Origin of the sequence: Pedobacter kyonggii (assembly GCF_004310665.1) — a bacterium.
In the GTDB taxonomy this organism is placed as follows: Bacteria; Bacteroidota; Bacteroidia; order Sphingobacteriales; family Sphingobacteriaceae; genus Pedobacter; species Pedobacter kyonggii.
In genome coordinates, this window is the sequence record NZ_SIXF01000047.1 from 1 (window position 1) to 17,031 (window position 17,031).

General features: G+C 40.2%; 22 protein-coding genes and 1 tRNA gene. 19 read left to right on the forward strand and 4 right to left on the reverse strand.

Translation table 11 applies throughout. The features are described 5' to 3' along the window. The 14 genes from EYS08_RS24535 to EYS08_RS24590 form a co-directional block, all read left to right on the forward strand. Positions 1 to 184: ATP-binding protein (locus EYS08_RS24535; RefSeq protein WP_165456441.1), on the forward strand; the 184-nt coding region annotated here is incomplete at its 5' end. Between the two features lie 196 nt (positions 185 to 380). After that, positions 381 to 1,187 carry an SDR family oxidoreductase gene (locus tag EYS08_RS24540; protein WP_131032544.1) on the forward strand — a complete coding sequence of 269 codons (807 nt, stop codon included), beginning with the start codon at positions 381 to 383 and terminating at the stop codon, positions 1,185 to 1,187. 73 nt (positions 1,188 to 1,260) lie between these two features. Beyond that, positions 1,261 to 2,172: a helix-turn-helix domain-containing protein gene (locus EYS08_RS24545; RefSeq protein WP_131032545.1), complete on the forward strand. Its 912-nt coding sequence runs from the start codon at positions 1,261 to 1,263 to the stop codon at positions 2,170 to 2,172. A 131-nt stretch (positions 2,173 to 2,303) separates the two neighbouring features. After that, the gene (locus tag EYS08_RS24550) at positions 2,304 to 2,882 is read left to right on the forward strand and encodes a TetR/AcrR family transcriptional regulator (protein ID WP_131032546.1); all 579 of its coding nucleotides are present in this window, start codon (positions 2,304 to 2,306) and stop codon (positions 2,880 to 2,882) included. Positions 2,883 to 2,919: 37 nt separating this feature from the next. Then, on the forward strand, positions 2,920 to 3,534 hold the full coding sequence (locus EYS08_RS24555; protein ID WP_131032547.1) for a hypothetical protein: 615 nt from the start codon (positions 2,920 to 2,922) through the stop codon (positions 3,532 to 3,534). A gap of 50 nt (positions 3,535 to 3,584) precedes the next feature. Beyond that, positions 3,585 to 4,367 (forward strand): SDR family oxidoreductase, encoded by a 783-nt coding sequence (locus EYS08_RS24560; RefSeq protein WP_131032548.1) that lies wholly within the window; start codon positions 3,585 to 3,587, stop codon positions 4,365 to 4,367. Between the two features lie 85 nt (positions 4,368 to 4,452). Next, complete coding sequence (locus EYS08_RS24565) at positions 4,453 to 5,004, forward strand: SDR family NAD(P)-dependent oxidoreductase (protein ID WP_317130091.1); 552 nt, start codon at positions 4,453 to 4,455, stop codon at positions 5,002 to 5,004. After that, complete coding sequence (locus EYS08_RS26550) at positions 4,998 to 5,231, forward strand: SDR family oxidoreductase (protein ID WP_317130092.1); 234 nt, start codon at positions 4,998 to 5,000, stop codon at positions 5,229 to 5,231. Before EYS08_RS24565 ends, EYS08_RS26550 begins: the two co-directional genes overlap by 7 nt. A gap of 26 nt (positions 5,232 to 5,257) precedes the next feature. Next, positions 5,258 to 5,785, forward strand: coding sequence for a saccharopine dehydrogenase NADP-binding domain-containing protein (locus tag EYS08_RS26410; protein WP_244216038.1), 528 nt, complete (start codon positions 5,258 to 5,260; stop codon positions 5,783 to 5,785). Next, positions 5,697 to 6,263: a saccharopine dehydrogenase family protein gene (locus EYS08_RS26415; protein ID WP_244216039.1), complete on the forward strand. Its 567-nt coding sequence runs from the start codon at positions 5,697 to 5,699 to the stop codon at positions 6,261 to 6,263. Before EYS08_RS26410 ends, EYS08_RS26415 begins: the two co-directional genes overlap by 89 nt. 20 nt (positions 6,264 to 6,283) lie before the next feature. After that, a complete protein-coding gene (locus tag EYS08_RS24575; protein WP_131032549.1) occupies positions 6,284 to 6,463 on the forward strand; it encodes a nuclear transport factor 2 family protein in 180 nt (59 codons plus the stop codon). 146 nt (positions 6,464 to 6,609) lie between these two features. Then, positions 6,610 to 7,161 carry a DNA-3-methyladenine glycosylase I gene (locus EYS08_RS24580; RefSeq protein WP_131032550.1) on the forward strand — a complete coding sequence of 184 codons (552 nt, stop codon included), beginning with the start codon at positions 6,610 to 6,612 and terminating at the stop codon, positions 7,159 to 7,161. 1 nt (position 7,162) lies between these two features. After that, a complete protein-coding gene (locus tag EYS08_RS24585; protein WP_131032551.1) occupies positions 7,163 to 7,501 on the forward strand; it encodes a nuclear transport factor 2 family protein in 339 nt (112 codons plus the stop codon). Positions 7,502 to 7,517: 16 nt separating this feature from the next. Next, positions 7,518 to 7,838, forward strand: a complete 321-nt coding sequence (locus EYS08_RS24590) for a nucleoside triphosphate pyrophosphohydrolase family protein (RefSeq protein ID WP_131032552.1) — start codon at positions 7,518 to 7,520, stop codon at positions 7,836 to 7,838. A gap of 298 nt (positions 7,839 to 8,136) precedes the next feature. Here EYS08_RS24590 and EYS08_RS26715 read toward each other — a convergent pair whose 3' ends face one another. Then, positions 8,137 to 8,370 (reverse strand): aminotransferase class I/II-fold pyridoxal phosphate-dependent enzyme, encoded by a 234-nt coding sequence (locus EYS08_RS26715; RefSeq protein WP_131032566.1) that lies wholly within the window; start codon positions 8,368 to 8,370, stop codon positions 8,137 to 8,139. A gap of 353 nt (positions 8,371 to 8,723) precedes the next feature. Between EYS08_RS26715 and EYS08_RS24600 the strand changes: the two genes are divergently transcribed. From EYS08_RS24600 to EYS08_RS24610, 3 genes are all read left to right on the forward strand, one after another. Beyond that, on the forward strand, positions 8,724 to 10,679 hold the full coding sequence (locus EYS08_RS24600; RefSeq protein WP_165456553.1) for a glycoside hydrolase family 97 protein: 1,956 nt from the start codon (positions 8,724 to 8,726) through the stop codon (positions 10,677 to 10,679). 383 nt (positions 10,680 to 11,062) lie between these two features. Then, the gene (locus tag EYS08_RS26420) at positions 11,063 to 11,212 is read left to right on the forward strand and encodes a hypothetical protein (RefSeq protein WP_244216040.1); all 150 of its coding nucleotides are present in this window, start codon (positions 11,063 to 11,065) and stop codon (positions 11,210 to 11,212) included. A gap of 274 nt (positions 11,213 to 11,486) precedes the next feature. Further along, positions 11,487 to 11,693: a histone H1 gene (locus tag EYS08_RS24610; protein WP_131032554.1), complete on the forward strand. Its 207-nt coding sequence runs from the start codon at positions 11,487 to 11,489 to the stop codon at positions 11,691 to 11,693. A 635-nt stretch (positions 11,694 to 12,328) separates the two neighbouring features. Here the strand turns inward: EYS08_RS24610 and EYS08_RS24615 are convergent. The 3 genes from EYS08_RS24615 to EYS08_RS24625 all read right to left on the reverse strand — a co-directional run bounded on the left by EYS08_RS24615 (position 12,329) and on the right by EYS08_RS24625 (position 14,500). Next, positions 12,329 to 13,435: a TlpA family protein disulfide reductase gene (locus EYS08_RS24615; protein WP_131032555.1), complete on the reverse strand. Its 1,107-nt coding sequence runs from the start codon at positions 13,433 to 13,435 to the stop codon at positions 12,329 to 12,331. Positions 13,436 to 13,490: 55 nt separating this feature from the next. Continuing rightward, positions 13,491 to 13,709: a reverse transcriptase N-terminal domain-containing protein gene (locus EYS08_RS26720; protein WP_131032556.1), complete on the reverse strand. Its 219-nt coding sequence runs from the start codon at positions 13,707 to 13,709 to the stop codon at positions 13,491 to 13,493. A gap of 719 nt (positions 13,710 to 14,428) precedes the next feature. Continuing rightward, positions 14,429 to 14,500 (reverse strand) — tRNA-Arg (locus EYS08_RS24625). A 294-nt stretch (positions 14,501 to 14,794) separates the two neighbouring features. Here EYS08_RS24625 and mgtE point away from each other — a divergent pair. Together mgtE and EYS08_RS24635 are read left to right on the forward strand one after the other, a co-directional pair. Further along, positions 14,795 to 16,171: a magnesium transporter gene (gene mgtE / locus EYS08_RS24630; RefSeq protein WP_131032557.1), complete on the forward strand. Its 1,377-nt coding sequence runs from the start codon at positions 14,795 to 14,797 to the stop codon at positions 16,169 to 16,171. A gap of 9 nt (positions 16,172 to 16,180) precedes the next feature. Continuing rightward, positions 16,181 to 16,795, forward strand: a complete 615-nt coding sequence (locus tag EYS08_RS24635; protein ID WP_131032558.1) for an HAD hydrolase-like protein — start codon at positions 16,181 to 16,183, stop codon at positions 16,793 to 16,795. Positions 16,796 to 17,031 lie beyond the last annotated feature (236 nt).

Consider the following 17,031-nt stretch of genomic DNA (forward strand, 5'->3'; position numbering starts at 1 on the left):
TGATATTCTGGAGGATAGATATGGCAACGGCGCGACAATAATAACCTCGCAGCTGCCAGTGGATAACTGGTACAACTTTATAGATGAACCCACACTTGCAGATGCAATTATGGACAGGCTGTCAGCATCTGCTCACAGAATTGCACTTACGGGCAAATCCATGAGAAATAAAAAAAATCATTAAGTTTACAGAATATCGCTTTGTCCAAAAGTGATATGGTTAAAAGTTAGTGCTAAAGCCAGAACCAAACTGGTGCACTATGCCTCGGAATGTGGTGTACTTTGTTCGGAATAATCAGGCTTACAATTTTTCATTTTAGATTAATTTCGGGCTTTTCGCAATGCCCACCTTTGCATAGTTAAATTAAAACAAAGAAATTATGCAAAAGACAATTTTCATTACGGGAGCCTCTTCAGGACTGGGTAAGGCAACGGCTAAATTATTTCAAATAAATGGTTGGAACGTTATTGCAACGATGCGTAATCCTGAAAAGGAAAATGAATTGAAAGAACTTCCAAATGTAACCTTAGTGAAATTGGATGTTGCTGATGGCGAAGTGATTAAAAAAACAGTTTCGACTATTTTACAATCCCATTCGGTTGATGTGGTTTTAAACAATGCCGGTTACGGTCTGATAGGTCCATTGGAAGCTTTGACAGACGAGCAAATTCTATCGCAGGTGCAGACCAATTTGCTGGGTGCAATTAATGTAACCAGAGCATTTGTTCCTCATTTTAGAGAAAGAAAGAGCGGAACGTTCATCAATATGACCAGCACATTTGGATTATTGGGCTATCCTACTTGTTCTATTTATAATGCGACCAAATTTGCTGTCGATGGTTTTTCAGAGGGGCTGGCTTACGAATTGGCACAATTTGATATCAAAGTTAAAGTGGTAGCACCGGGCGGAATGCAGACTGATTTTGCGGGAAGGTCTTTACAGGGTGGAATGCACGATGCATACGCACAACTTGTAGCAAAAGTAAGTGAGGGTTATAGCGAAGAGCAACTTGCCAATTATACAAAAGCTGAAGATGTAGCTCAGATTATTTATGATGCTGCCACTGATGACAAAGAACAGCTCAGGTATTTTGCAGGCAATGATGCCATCGGTCTATACAGGGAACGCTTGGAATTGACGCCCGAAGGACAATTCGAAAAAACACGTTCGCAATTTATATTTTAATTTCGTTGTTTCTGTCGGATTTAATACCAATCTGGCAGAAACGACTTCTTTATGGATTTCTTAAATTTGTACTATGAAAAAACAGCCCGTCATATTCAGTTCGCTATCCCAGTTGCATAAGGCAATGGGTCAAGCTGCTCCGTCACATCCGCTGGTCAGTATAATGAATTATGGAAATGCAAAGTTTGACCCAAAGGATTTTGAACAGGGTATTATACTAGACTTTTACAAGATATCATTCAAGACAAGCTTTTCCGGAACGCTGAAATATGGTCAGGGATATTATGATTTTGAATCAGGTGGAATATCATTCATAGCCCCCGGACAGTTACTGAAAATGCAGGACGAAGAAGCCGATTATAGTGGGATGACACTTCACATTCATCCCGATTTTATTCGACACTATTCATTAAATACCCAGATCAAGCAATATGGCTTTTTTGGCTACTCGGCAGCCGAAGCCCTTTATCTTTCGGAAAAGGAAAAAACAACCATCCTGAGTATTTACAGATTTATTCAGGAGGAACTGAGCGAACGTATCGATAAATTCAGTCAGGATGTGATCATTTCACAAATTGAACTTTTGCTCAATTATGCCAACCGCTTTTATGATCGGCAGTTCCTGACCCGAAAGGCTGTAAACAACGATATTCTTTCCAAATTGGAAGAACTTTTGAAAAACTATTTCATGGGCGATAAATTGCTGATCAAGGGACTGCCAACCGTAAATTCAGTAGCAGAAAATCTTAATGTCACGCCACGTTACCTGAGCGATCTATTGCGGAATCTTATCGGGTTGAATACCCAGCAGTTCATCCACGAAAAAGTGATAGAAAAGGCAAAGGAATATTTGGCTAAGGATGAACTGACCATTGCTGGAATTGCATACCATTTGGGATTTGAACATCCGCAATCCTTTAATAAACTCTTTAAAAGTAAAACTACGTTCTCTCCTTCAGACTATAAGAAGAGCTTGCAAAATTAAATTGGAAAATTGTTCGCTTGGCTCGACAAAGGCGTATTCAAAAGGAATAACGCAAGTTTTTCTTAAAATGATCTAAATCAGACAAATTCTGAAACAAATGTTTTAGATATTTTTTATCTTTGCAAAGAATTATGGCAAGAAATGTTGAATTTGACGAACAGTTAGCGGTTTCCAAGGCAATGGATGTCTTTTGGAGGAAAGGCTATAATGGCACCACAATGCGGGACCTGACCGAGGCGATGGGTATCAATAGCAGCAGTCTTTACAATACCATTGGCGACAAGCACGAACTTTTTATCCGTAGTATAAAGCATTATACCGAGACCAGAATGAAGGAAGCCTTAAAGCAGTTGGAGCCTATCAAATCTCCCATAAAGGCGATTGAAAAATTTATACAATCCTCGGTCTATGTCATTACTAACGAACCTAATAGTTGTATGGCTATCAAAACTACTTTTGAAGTGGCAACAACCGATGAACAGGTGCAAAAAATCATCAAGGCTGACAATGAATTTACCTATAATCTTTTGAACGGTTTGGTGGAAAAAGCAATGCAGAAAGGAGAAATAACGGTAAGCCAGGATGCAGCTATGCTAACGGATTATATCATCAATCATTTTAGTGGCTGGCACGAATTTTTCATCATCCACAAGGACAAAACCCGCATCAAGAATATGGCAACATTCCTGATCAAACAAATCAACCAATAATTTTTTTGCCAAAATCTGAAACGAACGTTTTAAAATTATGAGTATATTAAATGTGTACAAAGACTATTTCTCAGCAAATGAAAAGCCAGAAGTAGTGGAGATAGGTGAAGCAAACTACGTGTCTATTCTTGGAGAAGGAAGTCCCGGAACGGCTCTTTTCTATAAAAAGAAGGCTGCTATCAAAGAATTTGTTGCTGTGCTGGAGCAGCATTATGCTGCAATAGATTTGTCATTTTTGAGCAACGTGGTAGAAATATTCTACTGGTTTGATGAGGAAGAAGTGGGATATGTAGATATCGGAAATTTCTATACCACGGTAGATTTAGAACTGTTGAAGTACCGCATTGCGATCCGTATTCCAAACTTTGTAAAAGCTGAAGCCATCCAAGTGATTGGGCAAACAAGCAATCTCCCTTTTGCAAAAGACTTTGAACACTTTACTTACACCGCAGGAACTAGTGTGCAGCTTTTGCATAAAGGACCTTTTGCTGGAGAATTGCAAACACTTCCTATACTCCAAAAATTTGCTACGGAGAATAGATTTAAAAAATCTGGAATGCACCACGAAATCCACTTGACCCATTTTGAATTGGGACAAAGTCAGGAGCATCTGCAAACCATCCTGCGTGACCCGGTAATAAGACAAGACTAATTTTTTTTTAAATAAATCTGAAACAAATGTTTCAGTAATTACAATCAATAATGGAAAAATCAAATAAAGAATTATCGGGCAAGATAGCCTTAGTTACGGGCGCAACAAAAGGGATTGGAAAAGCCATCGCGGACAAGTTGGCCTCCAATGGGGCAACAGTTGTGGTAACGGCACGAAAACCATCCGAAGAAGAAAGCATACATCATTTTATAGCGGCCGATCTGACCGACAGTAACGCTATAACTGAACTGACAGGAAAAATCATCGAAAAATACGGAACGCTGGATATCCTGATCAATAATGTGGGCGGTACTTCATCTCCGGCAGGAGGTTTTCAGATGCTCAGCGACGACGACTGGAACAGGGATATCGAACTCAATCTTTTGGCTTCCATCAGGCTGGATAAGGCTATGGTTCCAAAGATGATCGAAAAGAACTCGGGAGTGGTGATCCATATTTCCTCACTGAACGGCAAGATACCCTTGTACCAGTCCAATTTCTCTTACGGGGTAATGAAATCGGCTTTAAACGCTTACAGTAAAACCCTTGCCAATGAAGTTGCCAAAAACGGTGTCCGGGTAAATACGGTCTCCCCGGGCATGGTAAAAACAACAGCTATGGAAACTTTTCTGGAAAATTATGCACAGACAATCAACAAAACCCTAGCAGAAGCTTCACAACAACTTATGGATAGCCTGGGTGGCGTGCCAATGAACCGTTTGGCCGAACCTGAAGAAATTGCCAATATGGTTGCTTTTCTGGTATCGGATGGTGCGAGTTACATTACGGGAGCCAATATGCTTGTTGATGGCGGTACATTTCCAGCTGTTTAATTAGCAGTTAGTTTAAGAATAATACAAAAAAAAATAAGATCGGGAACATTGGTTTCGACAGATCATTCAATTTAAAAAAGATAAAATGGATAAAGAACTCATAGGCAAAGTAGCCTTGGTAACGGGAGGAACAAAAGGCATAGGCAGGACAATCGCCGAAAGGTTGTCGGAAGCTGGGGCAATCGTAATTGTAACGGCGAGAACCCGCCCTATAGAAACACATACAAAACATCATTTCATTGCCTCAGATCTGACTATTGCCAACGAAACCGATAAGGTGGTTAGTGAAATCAATGAAAAATTTGGTTCAATAGATATTCTGGTCAATAATATGGGTGGTTCTACCAGTCCCTCGGGTGGGTTTGGAGCCCTTACCGATGAACATTGGGAAAATGACCTGCAATTGAACCTCCAATCTGCCGTACGCATAGACAGGGCGATTTTGCCGCAGATGGTGGAAAAGAAAAGCGGTGTCATCATCCATATATCTTCAGTCACAGGAACGCTTCCGGTATATCAATCATTGGGTGGTTATGCCGTAGCCAAAGCCGCCCTGAATAATTACAGCAAAAGTTTGTCGAAAGAATTTAGCCAAAAAAAGGGATCAGGGTGGCGACTGTCTCTCCGGGAATGGTAAAGACAGATACCATGGATGCCTACCTGCAATCACTGGCCGAAACATCAGGTTTGAGCGTAGAACAAGTAACACAAAATTTGATGGATAGCCTCGGTGGAATACCATTGGGAAGGATGGCCCTGCCGGAGGAAATAGCAGAACTGGTTGGCTTTTTGGTATCTCCAAAAGCATCCTATATCACAGGGGTAAACTATATTATTGACGGAGGGTCAAATCCATCTTTATAATGCTCGACCCTAAATAATATCAGAACATGGACAACAAGAAAAATAAGCTCCTGATTTATGGGGCAACCGGCTATACAGGAAAAATCATTGCAGCAAGGGCAAAGGAGTTAAATATTGATTTTGAGATTGCAGGGCGTGAACCCTATAAAACCAGGAAATTGGCAGAAGAATTAGCGGTTGGCTATCACACTTTTGATGTAGATACCGAGTACGCCTGGGAAAAAGCGTTACAGGATAAAACGGTTTTGATCAATGCGGCGGGGCCATTTCAGTTCACTGCCCGGCAGGCGATGAAAGCCTGTCTGAAAGCTGGTGTTCACTATCTGGATATCAGTGCGGAACTGGATACCTACCGATTGGGGCGATCGCTGGACAGGGAAGCTCGGGATGCTGGAATACAGTTGATATCCGGTGCTGGTCTTTTTGTAAGCTATGATGCCTTTGGTGGTGCATCTTTCAAAATTGGTGGCAGAACCTCAATACCTGAAAGTAGGTTTCCGACACTACGGAGGTTTCTCCAAAGGTTCGGTATTAAGCAGCAAGAACATCGCTGATCTGGGCATATTAATCCGTAGAAATGGTGAAATTATTGATCATCCTGACCCACAGTCAAAACTATTTTCATTTGGTAAAGAGGAAGTGGAATGTATGCCAACACCTCTGGGAGGAATAATCCTAAGTTATAAATCCACAGGAATTCCAAATATTGAAGAGTTTTTTTTCTTAAAACTGCCTGCCAATGAACTTCCAGATTTAACAGCCGAAAATCTGCCCGATGGACCGACCAAGGAAGAACGGTCAGCGGGGCGAAATGGAATTTCAGCAGAGCTTACCGGGAAAGACGGGAAAGTAGTAAAAGCTTATGTAGATGCGCCTTCGGGGTATGACCTTACACCGCTTTCGGTAGTAGCAGTAGTAAATCGCATTTTAAACGACGACTTTAAAGTGGGCTATCAATCCGCAGGATCAGCATATGGTGAGGATATCATTTACGATATCCCCGATACCTATTTAATCGACAATAACGCCTAACAAAAAAATCAAATTTAAAAATGAGCAGCGAACAGCAGATCCATAACCTAATTGCCCGGTATACACATTATGTGGATCAGGCCAGATTTGATAAGGTTGGAGATTTATTTGCCAACGGGGGCGATGGGAATTTTCGGTTAGGGAACTTCTCATCACATTGGCAGGAGATATTTCACATCACGCAGCACCAAATACAATAGACCCTCAGAGAATTGAAAACAATGAGAAATAAATTGTTTGAAAGCATAGATCAAATGTTCGTCAAAATGGCAACGAAACCTTCCATTTTGACGAACTCTAACTTCACTGTTTAATTCATCTTTGCATTAACATAAATTAATAAACAATGAGTTACTGCAACTATATCTCTATGATGAAGGAACCCAGCCGAAGCCTTCATCAGAATTATCATGACAATCATTACGGATTTCCTCTTCATGATGACAATGAGCTTTTCGGTCGCCTGATCATGGAAATAAATCAAGCGGGACTGAGCTGGGAAACTATCCTTAAAAAAGAGGAAAACTTCCGTAAAGCCTATGATAATTTTGACATTAGGAAAGTTGCGGCTTATACAGAAAAAGACCGTGAACGATTGCTAAATGACGCTGGAATTATCCGTAACAAGCTTAAGGTTAACGCAGCAATTGAAAATGCAAAAACCATTTTACTATTGCAAAAGAAATATGGCAGTTTTGAAAAATGGCTGAAGCACCATCATCCCAAAACCAAAGAAGAATGGGTAAAACTGTGCAAAAAGACATTCCGTTTTACGGGTGGTGAAATCGTAAATGAATTCCTAATGAGCATTGGCTATCTGCCTGGAGCTCATTTGCCATCCTGCCCGGTACATAGGGCTATATTAGAAACAAATCCAATGTGGACTAAACAACAATAATATGAATACTGAAACATTTATCAAAAATTGGATTGCTGCAAGCAATGCATTCGATATTGAAAAATACCTTAACTTTTACCAGTGCGAAGCTGTTTTAGATGATCCGTCGGTAGGCAGGAAATTTAAAGGGCATAAGGGAATTCGGCAATATTTTGATAGCTACTTTATCGGATACAATACCCATACCGAACAGGTAATGCTTAAAATAATTGATGAAGCAAATGCCTATCTGGAAGTGCAGTTTACAGGAGATTTTCCTGAAGGTAAAATTGGAGGTACATTTGATTTTAAATTCAAGGAAGGCAAAATAGCCTTTGTAAGAGCAGATTTAATTCATTAATAAAAACAAGAAGATCATGAGTATAGATAGTTTTGACGAAATCATTCGTCGCTCTATGGAAATTAGAAAAAAATACCACGAACTGGAAATGTTGCATCACGGAAGTGAATGGACAGTAGAAGAAGATGCGCTGGCTTATTTAACCGACGCTGGTTTAGTAGGTCGAAATATTATGTCGCAGCAGAAACGTTGGTCTAAAGCCGGTTCTGAAACTGAATTGGAACATAAACTTGGTGAAAACATTTGGTGGCTGATTGTCTTGGCAGAAAGGTCCAGCATAAACATTAAAGAGGCAGTTGATAAATTTTTGACTAAAACCGATTTGGCATTAACGTAAAATCCTCAAAAAATACGGTAGTTTGATTTTAGTAAATAGTCAGCCGATAGTTACTTTGTATTGCTAATGCCTACTGAAATGATCGCCCCACCATTAGACGGTTAAATCCATCCCTAAGAATTGCCCTTGGACAAGCGATATTAATGCGAGGGAAGCCTTCGGTCGGACTTTTGTACTGGCTTCCAGGATTATATCCTGATCGGGGCAAATGAGGAAGCCGATCTGCAGACCGGATAGATTGAAGGATTTACCAGGAGAACTGCAGGTGACCGATCCAACTTTTTCCCCGACGCAATCGCTAAAAATGGATGGTGCAGACGCCCCTCATGCGCAAGGTCTGCAAAGACCTCATCTGCACCACCATAACATCATGTTTTGTGCAGATCAAAGCATTTCTTTCTAGCTCATCTTTTTTCCAAACCCTGCCTATCAGATTTTTCGGATTGCAAAGTAAGAACAGCGAAGTCAGCTGCTGCGATGCCTTCCTATCCAAATCATCAAAATCAATCTCATATGTTCCGTTGTGTTGAATAACATATTTTCAATGATGTTTCGACCGCTATTCCAGGTCTTACAGCATTGCCTATGGGTCCATTGTTCCCAAAAAACGAGTGTAAAAATATCTTCGTCCCTGTATGTCTGTCGTTCTCGCATATTGCTTAGGGCTCTGTCAGAATGGAACCGGAATTTATGATATTGGGTGAATCTACAGCTTCGTTAGCCATCGACAGCCATAAGCATGTGCAGGACATAGACTATCAAACACTTAAAAAAATGCTGCTCGATCAAAAACAGCATTTAACTATAGATAACTAAAACGATTTATATTATCTTTAGATCAATTAAAACCAAAGAAACTTAGTACCTATTACCACGCAAATGATAATGAAAAAACAATTACTAATAACCGCTTTACTGCTCATGGGCAGTTTGAAACTTTTTAGTGCAGATATTGATCTATCCTCTCCTGATAAAAGGATCAGGATCTCGGTAGCTGTTAAGGAAAAAATCAGCTACTCGGTAAGCTTCAATGGAGAAGCCTTTTTAAACCATTCCTACCTGCAGCTCAATCTGGAGCAGCTAAAACTTGGGGCTAACGCTAAGCTTTTAAAAAAGACGGTTTCTGCGGTAAACACAAGTTCTCATCCGGTTGTTCCGTTAAAAAACAGCACGGTAAAGAATCAATACAATCTTTTACGGTTGGATTTTAAAGGCGATTTCAGTGTCGAGTTCAGGGCATACAATGATGGTGTTGCTTACAGGTTCATTACCAATAAAAAAGATTCCATCACCGTTATGAGTGAAGATGTGCACATTGCTTTTGATAGCAAGGTAAAAGCTTCCTATCTGGAAACCGGAGGTTTTAAAACCGCTTATGAGATCCTTTATCGTCAGAACGACCTGGACAAGGTTGATAAAAGTAAAATGAGCGTACTGCCGATCCTCTTTGACAATGGTAAATATAAAGCACTCTTTTCGGAAGCCGATCTTTATGATTATCCCTGCCTGTTTGTTAAGGCGGTCAATGGCCAGCAGATCGATGCGACTTTCCCTAAAGCCCCCTTAGCCTTCGGGGAAGATGGTGACCGAAGCAAAAAGATACTCAAAGAAGCAGACTATATTGCTAAAACTACAGGTAAAAGAAGCTTTCCATGGCGTTTTTTGGTGATTACCGATCAAGATGAACAATTGGCTGCAAATGAAATGGTCTATAAGCTGAGCACGCCTAACCAACTGAAAGATACCCGATGGATCAAGCCGGGGCAGGTGACCTGGGAGTGGTGGCATAATGCTTATGTGTATGGTGTAGATTTTAAATCAGGGTACAACCAGGATACTTATAAATATTATATTGATTTTGCCTCCAAATTCGGCATACCTTACATCGTTATGGATGAGGGATGGGCGAAATCAACGCTTAATCCCTTCGAACCTAACCCAACCATTGACTTACAGAAACTTATCGCTTATGGAAAGACCAAGAATGTAAAGATTGTGCTCTGGTTTACCTGGTTAGCGGTTGAAAACAACTTCAACATCTTTGAAACTTTAGAGAAATGGGGCATTGCGGGCGTTAAAATAGATTTCATGGATAGAAGCGATCAGTGGATGGTAAACTATTATACCCGCGTGGCGAGGGAAGCTGCTAAACATCATATACTGGTAGACTTTCACGGTGCATTCAAGCCCGCCGGACTAGAAGTGGCTTATCCGAATGTACTTTCTTACGAAGGGGTAGTGGGAATGGAGCAGAATATCGGCGGTGGACTGGCCACACCTAACAATAACCTGTTCTTGCCGTTTTTGCGTAATGCGGTAGGGCCAATGGATTATACGCCTGGGGCCATGCGTTCTGCCCACAAACAAGATTACAAACCAAGCTGGGTAAATACCATGAGCATCGGAACACGTGCGCATCAATTGGCCATGTATGTTGTTTTTGAAAGTGGCCTTCAGATGTTGGCCGATAACCCATTCAATTATTTGAGGGAACCTGAAACCACATCTTTTATTACCAGCGTTCCAGTTACCTGGGATGAAACCAAAGTACTGGATGGAAAGGTAGGTGAGTATATTGTTAAAGCTAAACGAAAAGGAGAGAAGTGGTTTATCGGTGCGATGGGCAATGACCAGAATCATGATCTGAAAATAGAGACATCTTTTTTAAAGCCGGGTGTAAACTATCAGATCACTTTGATCCAGGATGGGATCAATGCAGACTTTCAGGCAATGGATTTCAAACGGATCGTAAAACCGATTAAGGCTGGGGAAAATATCGAGATTAAAATGGTAAAAGATGGAGGATATGTGGCTGTTATTGAGCCGGTGAGTAAGACGTAGTACATGATATATTTAAGTCTTATGCGATTGGATTATATCATTTTGATATTCCACTGAAGAACTGCATGCTGTGCTAAAAGTGCAGTGTGCAGTTATCTAACGATTTATAACCATCTGTTAAACAGTTTTCGGATAATCTGATGCCCTTTGGGAATTTAAGGATTTGGGCCTTTCTTCAGCCTAGTATCCAGGTTCAGGAAACAGTACTTTTTATCCATTCAGGTCTGTTGATTAAGAACTGTGCGTTTCGAAGGCAATGCTGAAAATCTAAATTAATCCTACCATAGCGTGTAATTGGCAATTTGAAAAAAATATTTTGCTTGATTTTCAGTGGCTTACTTCAGAGGTATTGCTAATGTGCCTTATCTGTTTATTTTTGCCGTATGACCGTAACCGTACTGGCGATTTTAGAGACAGATTTTAAGCCCGAAAAAGCATTAGCCAAAGTAATGAACGATCGTTTGATCCGAACAGCAAAGGAGCTTCAGGAGGTGCATTTTAAGCCCTTGTCGGGTAGGGGGGGCAGACGATGACCTAGTGGTCTACATCAGTTATAATCCGAAATATAAGATCTGTTTTCGTATCGTAAATGATGTTCCTGCAGATATAGAATATTTCGTAGCAGAATGCTGCGGCAGGCTGGGCTTTATCCTTTGGAGAGCAAATGCGATAGGTGTTAGCAGTGAGACAGGGCGTATGGATTTGCAATAGTTCTTTTTGCTTTCTGGTTTAAATGTTTAGTTTTTGGCTTCGGAATACCCTTCCAATATAAAATAATTAATTCCCAGGGTCTTTTGGAAATACGTTATGGACAAATTCAAACAGGTACAAGAAGTAATTACTTCAGTTGAGGCTGATGTAGCAAAATTTTATGATGGTGGAAACGCAGCGGCAGGTACACGTGTACGTAAGGCAATGCAGGACCTTAAAAACCTAGCTCAGGAAATCAGAGCCGAGGTGTTACTGAGAAAAAGAACAGCGCAAAATAAACAGGAGACTGTTTTGGGAAATTAGGCCACTGGTATTGATCAGTGGCTTTTTGTTTGCATAATATTTCCTTCATCATATATGCTGGGAGACCCAGGCAACTGTATATATTTTTGTTTATGCGCGGTTGATTTAATTTTGATCTAGCCTTTTATACTATTTTATAATACAATTGGGTTCCGGTTCATAAAGGTTCGTTTCCTTAAACTTAATAAAGCCCTGGCGTAAAAACAAGTTGTTTTTATATTTTGTGGGCTATTGGTCAGAATGGCAAGGTTGCCATGCTTATTTTTTGGGGCCAATATACAGGATCCTATTTTACCTTTAATTTTCGCTATTGAATATAATCCGGTAATCTATGGGACAACTGTTCTTATCTGGATAATTAGTTTCACATACATTTCTGTAATTGGTTTTATGATAGTTGATGAAGGTTTGTTTGTATCAGTAAAATAGGGTGTTGTTTGGTTGATGTTAAGAAACGGCTTGGATTGTTTTTGGCTGTCCCCTGTGGGTCGGGCCATCTGCTGTATCTTTTGTTCTGGAACGATGCCGCATCTGTCCCTAACAGAATCTTAAAAATGTCTTTGTAATGTTCTGTTTTGCAATTAATAAGTACAAGATAAACAATTCATAAAACCATTTGTGACGATACCGGAATATTATATCGTATGCTTAATTGCCGCCTCCAGTTTATCCAAGCCTGTATCCTCCTGGTCTGAATTATATGTGATTTTCCCCTTGGCATCTACCAAAATGCAAGTAGGTACCGCATAAATGCCGAAAGATTTAGGAATCTTGCTATTCGAGAATTTCAGTCTCTCTGAGACATTAATCCAGGTGAGTTCGTTTTTCTTAATATGCTCTTTCCACTTCACCACATCATCATCATTATTAAAGTAAACGACTTTTAATCCGGATGCTTTGTATTTATCATAAAGAGCCTTTAACAGCGGTAACTGCTTTTGACAAGGTAGGCACCAAGTGGCGGATAAGACGATCAGGTATTTTTGCCCGCTTAATGATTGGCTATCAAATGTATTGCCATCAATATCGCTGACCGTAAAGTTGATGATGTCTTTGCCTACCTGCGCTGCAAGGTAGCCTTTGATAAAATTCTTTTGGCGTTTATAGATAGAAAGGCCAAGCGGCGATTCCCCAAGTTTGGTGTCTAGCTTTGCCCAGGCCTCCAATACTGCATTAGCATGGCTTAATGAAACTTCGCCTGCACTGATACGATAGAGCAGGAGGACACTGAAAAAGTCTTTTGGGTGGTTGCTGACCAGCTGGAGCTGATTTTTTAAGTCTTCAAGGAAAATCTCTTTGGGTATAGTTCTGCCATGGGGGCCTAATGGATATTTATCGTATAAGGCATGCCATAGCTGTTCTGATTCTGTCCGGATTTTCATGCTGCTGGTCTCCAGGCCAGAAAGGCTTGGTTGCTCATTTGAACCTTTGCCCATCTCTAGTCGTACTGAGTGTTCACCAGAATCAAGCGGAAACTTAAGGGATGCAGATTTCCCTTTGTTTTTAAAGCCCAGTTCTACGAAGTGGACAGGCTGTGACAAAGCTCCTTTAAACCTGATCATTCCGTTGGTACAGACCGATGAATCTATTTTCAATGCCTGATGTCCGGCGTTGTCCAATAAATACAACTTGATTTTTTTGCCTTCCAGCTCTTGACTTCTAATGTTAAGAATATAGGTGTATTGTGCATAGCTGGTTCCAGCTAGTAGCAACATAAACATGATTAAAAAAGATACTTTCATAAATCCTTAAGCGCAGCGCTAATGCTGACTATATTTGAAGATAACACAAAATGTGCTAAAGAGAAAATGGAAATGGAGAATAGTAGAGCATAAATAAGAACCTGTTGCGGCAAATAGAAAGTAAGTGTCTTCCACTAACATAGGTTCCCTTTTTATTGTCGTTTAAAGAGGCTCGATAAATCCGTTTTTGCAGCTTAAAAACAGCCCGTTCGGTTGTATTCCAATCGATCTTTGACCATTCACATTCATACCTTAACTTTTCAGTTTGGTTCATAACTTATTTACTGCTACTTACAACTCTATCTTCCAAATAATCGTGTTTCCGTCAGCTTATCCCAAACATTACTTTGGGCATTTGCTTCTGAAACAATCCCTCCCCATACACGTCGCATGTGGCTGACTGCCTACTCAGAGTCTTAACCTTGAGAGCGGGTATGGTGGTTACTCCGTTCCATAATTCTGTTTTGCGTTGAACTTAGTTCCTGCTGTTCACCGGGAATTGACTGGTATCAATCTGAACTTTGATACTTTCAGATTAGTCTGGTATTCCGCACCTTTTGGTGATAGCGTAATCAGTCCCTTTCGCTATTTCGCCATTACGATGATTCAGACACAGGTTTCTCTCGTAATCTTATTCAACTTTGCTCGATGGGGTTCCAGATTGGACTTCCGGTTACCATCTTTTAACCCATGCTTGCACAAATATGATCGTCAGGCCATATCCGTGTGGGTTATGCTTTCATCCCGATACCTGGGAGATTGGAATCGCACCAATACAGAACTACAGTTAAACGCATCACTGCGTTCTACACTTTCCTGCTGTCTCAGCAGTTCCGGTGTAAACGGATCTCAGACCAAAAGTGGGGAAGAACCACTTTTAATGAAATATGCATCCTGATCTCGTCCTGAATTTACTCTGTCTCGATTCTTTTTATTGGTGGCGTAAAATAAAAAACGAGACAAACAGCTTTAAAACTGATTTGTCTCGTGTAGTGCTCCCGACGAGATTCGAACTCATATCGATGGTACCGGAAACCATAATTCTATCCATTGAACTACGGGAGCATGAGGCTGCAAATATAGAAAAATCAAAATCATTTCATAAAAAAACAAGCCTATTTTTAATCTGTAAGTTCATATCAAAATTAACTTCCTGCTGTTGAGATATTTTTTATGTTAAAAAATGATTAAATCATAAAGCAACGGGATGCTTTATTGAGTTTATTCCCCTTTATTTTTGATTTAAGAAACCTTTCTGACTAATTTTAAACCTACACCGTTGGCTTTTTAAGAAATAAAAATGCACCTTTGCGAACCGTTAATAGAGGTTTAGGCATGTAATAAATTAGATTGTATTTTATGGAAGAATTGGTTGTGGAAGAGATTCAGGAACTGCTTGAAAAAGAAAATGATAAGGCTTTAAAGCAATATCTCGATCAACTGAATATTTCGGATGTTGAAGAACTGATTGATGAACTTCCACAATATGCAGCTAAATTTATCGAAACCTTATCCCTTAACAGGGCGGTAAACGTTTTTCGGATTCTGGATTTTCCTACGCAAGAGCGTATCATTAAAAAACTTTCGGGCAATAAACTCAATCAGATCATCAAAGATCTGCCACCCGATGACCGTACGGCACTTTTTAGCGAGTTAAAAGGCGATGTGGTAAAAAAAATGATTACGCTTTTACCACCCGAAGAACGTAAAGAATCGCTTGCACTTTTAGGTTATAAAGAAGATAGCATTGGCCGTTTAATGACGCCCGATTACATCGCCGTAAAGCCCGAGTGGACTATCACTAGGGTTTTGGCGCACATCAGGCGCTATGGAAAAAACTCCGAAACCATTGATGTAGTATATGTGATCGATAAGGAAGGGGTACTGTTGGATGATATCAGGATCCGTGAGGTTTTACTCGCCGATCCAGAAGCAATTATTGGCGAACTTACCGATAAACGTTTTATTGCCCTGAAAGCTAACGATCCTCAGGAAGATGCAATCAATATCTTCAGGATGAACAACCGGGTGGCTTTACCTGTTGTAGATGAAAATAACATTCTTTTAGGTATTGTTACCGTTGATGATATCCTGTGGATTGCCAACGAAGAATACACTGAAGATATGCACAAAATTGGGGGTACTGAGGCTTTGGATGAACCTTATCTTGATATCCCAATCTTAAAACTGGTTAAAAAACGTGCAGGATGGTTAATCGTGCTCTTTTTAGGCGAAATGTTAACTGCAACAGCCATGCAGCACTTCGAAATCGAACTCGAAAAAGCTGTGGTACTTTCGCTTTTTATTCCATTAATTATGAGTAGCGGTGGTAACAGTGGTTCTCAGGCTTCAACATTAATTATCCAGGCCATGGCCCTAGGCGAAGTAACCATAGCAGAATGGTGGCGTGTAATGCGCAGGGAGCTCGTTTCAGGAGCTTTGCTCGGCATCATTTTAGGCACAATTGGCTTTATCCGCATTGTAACCTGGCAAGAGTTGCACCTTTACGACTATGGCCCGCATTGGTTTTTAATTGCAGCTACCATATTTTTTACCCTTGTTGGCATTGTATTATGGGGCAGTTTAATCGGTTCGATGATGCCAATTATTTTGAAAAAACTGAAACTCGATCCAGCAACCTCATCGGCCCCATTTGTGGCCACTATGGTTGATGTTACCGGAATAGTAATCTATTTCAGTGTTGCCGTATTAATTTTAAAAGGCGTTTTACTCTAAATCTAAATCATGCAAAAGAAAATTACCACACTTTTTACCGATATCGGTGGCGTTTTGTTAACCAATGGCTGGGACAGGCACGCAAGGGGCGAAGCTTCTGTGCTTTTTAACCTCGATTCTGTTGACTTAGAAGAACGCCATCACCTTACCTTCGATACCTATGAAGTGGGTAAATTAACCCTTGATGAATATCTGGAGCGGATCGTTTTCTTCGAAGAACGGAATTTTAGCTTTGATGATTTTAAAGAATTTATGTTCAAAAAATCGCTTCCTTATCCGGAAATGATTCAGTTGATCTGCGATTTAAAAAAGAAGCATAACCTTAAAGTAGCCGTAATCAGCAACGAGGGCAGAGAGCTAAACCAATACCGCATCAATACATTTAAACTGAACGAATTTGTCGATTTTTTTGTCTCATCTAGTTTTGTGCATTTCCGCAAACCCGATGCCGATATTTTTAAAGTAGCCATTGATATTTCACAGAGTGATGTAGAAACGAGTTTATATATCGACGATAGGATGCTTTTTGTACAGGTTGCCGAAGGTTTAGGCTTAAAAGGCATTCATCATATCGATTACGAAGATACCAAGGCACAGTTGGCCGCTTACGGGTTAGAGGTTTAATTTTGAAGTTATTTCCCGCAGAATAAATAACCTAATGACCGTCATTCCCGTGCATACAGGAATCTTAATGCATTTTCAGGATGTCTCAGATGGTAACATCTGACATCCTGAAACTATTTCAATGCAACTGCATTATTAAGTTCCCAACTTTCGGTTTAATAAATGCTATATACCAATAGCTAAAATGTTTTTTGAAAAGCAATTGCAGTAGATCTTTTTAAAGCTTGCTCCCGCTT

Bases quoted from the DNA above. Each gene is read 5' to 3' on its own strand.
- EYS08_RS24540 (WP_131032544.1), top strand. From the start codon at position 381: ATGCAAAAGACAATTTTCATTACGGGAGCCTCTTCAGGACTGGGTAAG.
- EYS08_RS24545 (WP_131032545.1), top strand. From the start codon at position 1,261: ATGAAAAAACAGCCCGTCATATTCAGTTCGCTATCCCAGTTGCATAAG.
- EYS08_RS24550 (WP_131032546.1), top strand. From the start codon at position 2,304: ATGGCAAGAAATGTTGAATTTGACGAACAGTTAGCGGTTTCCAAGGCA.
- EYS08_RS24555 (WP_131032547.1), top strand. From the start codon at position 2,920: ATGAGTATATTAAATGTGTACAAAGACTATTTCTCAGCAAATGAAAAG.
- EYS08_RS24560 (WP_131032548.1), top strand. From the start codon at position 3,585: ATGGAAAAATCAAATAAAGAATTATCGGGCAAGATAGCCTTAGTTACG.
- EYS08_RS24565 (WP_317130091.1), top strand. From the start codon at position 4,453: ATGGATAAAGAACTCATAGGCAAAGTAGCCTTGGTAACGGGAGGAACA.
- EYS08_RS26550 (WP_317130092.1), top strand. From the start codon at position 4,998: ATGGTAAAGACAGATACCATGGATGCCTACCTGCAATCACTGGCCGAA.
- EYS08_RS26410 (WP_244216038.1), top strand. From the start codon at position 5,258: ATGGACAACAAGAAAAATAAGCTCCTGATTTATGGGGCAACCGGCTAT.
- EYS08_RS24575 (WP_131032549.1), top strand. From the start codon at position 6,284: ATGAGCAGCGAACAGCAGATCCATAACCTAATTGCCCGGTATACACAT.
- EYS08_RS24580 (WP_131032550.1), top strand. From the start codon at position 6,610: ATGAGTTACTGCAACTATATCTCTATGATGAAGGAACCCAGCCGAAGC.
- EYS08_RS24585 (WP_131032551.1), top strand. From the start codon at position 7,163: ATGAATACTGAAACATTTATCAAAAATTGGATTGCTGCAAGCAATGCA.
- EYS08_RS24590 (WP_131032552.1), top strand. From the start codon at position 7,518: ATGAGTATAGATAGTTTTGACGAAATCATTCGTCGCTCTATGGAAATT.
- EYS08_RS24600 (WP_165456553.1), top strand. From the start codon at position 8,724: ATGAAAAAACAATTACTAATAACCGCTTTACTGCTCATGGGCAGTTTG.
- EYS08_RS26420 (WP_244216040.1), top strand. From the start codon at position 11,063: ATGACCGTAACCGTACTGGCGATTTTAGAGACAGATTTTAAGCCCGAA.
- EYS08_RS24610 (WP_131032554.1), top strand. From the start codon at position 11,487: ATGGACAAATTCAAACAGGTACAAGAAGTAATTACTTCAGTTGAGGCT.
- EYS08_RS24615 (WP_131032555.1), bottom strand. From the start codon at position 13,435: ATGAAAGTATCTTTTTTAATCATGTTTATGTTGCTACTAGCTGGAACC.
- EYS08_RS26720 (WP_131032556.1), bottom strand. From the start codon at position 13,709: ATGAACCAAACTGAAAAGTTAAGGTATGAATGTGAATGGTCAAAGATC.
- mgtE (WP_131032557.1), top strand. From the start codon at position 14,795: ATGGAAGAATTGGTTGTGGAAGAGATTCAGGAACTGCTTGAAAAAGAA.
- EYS08_RS24635 (WP_131032558.1), top strand. From the start codon at position 16,181: ATGCAAAAGAAAATTACCACACTTTTTACCGATATCGGTGGCGTTTTG.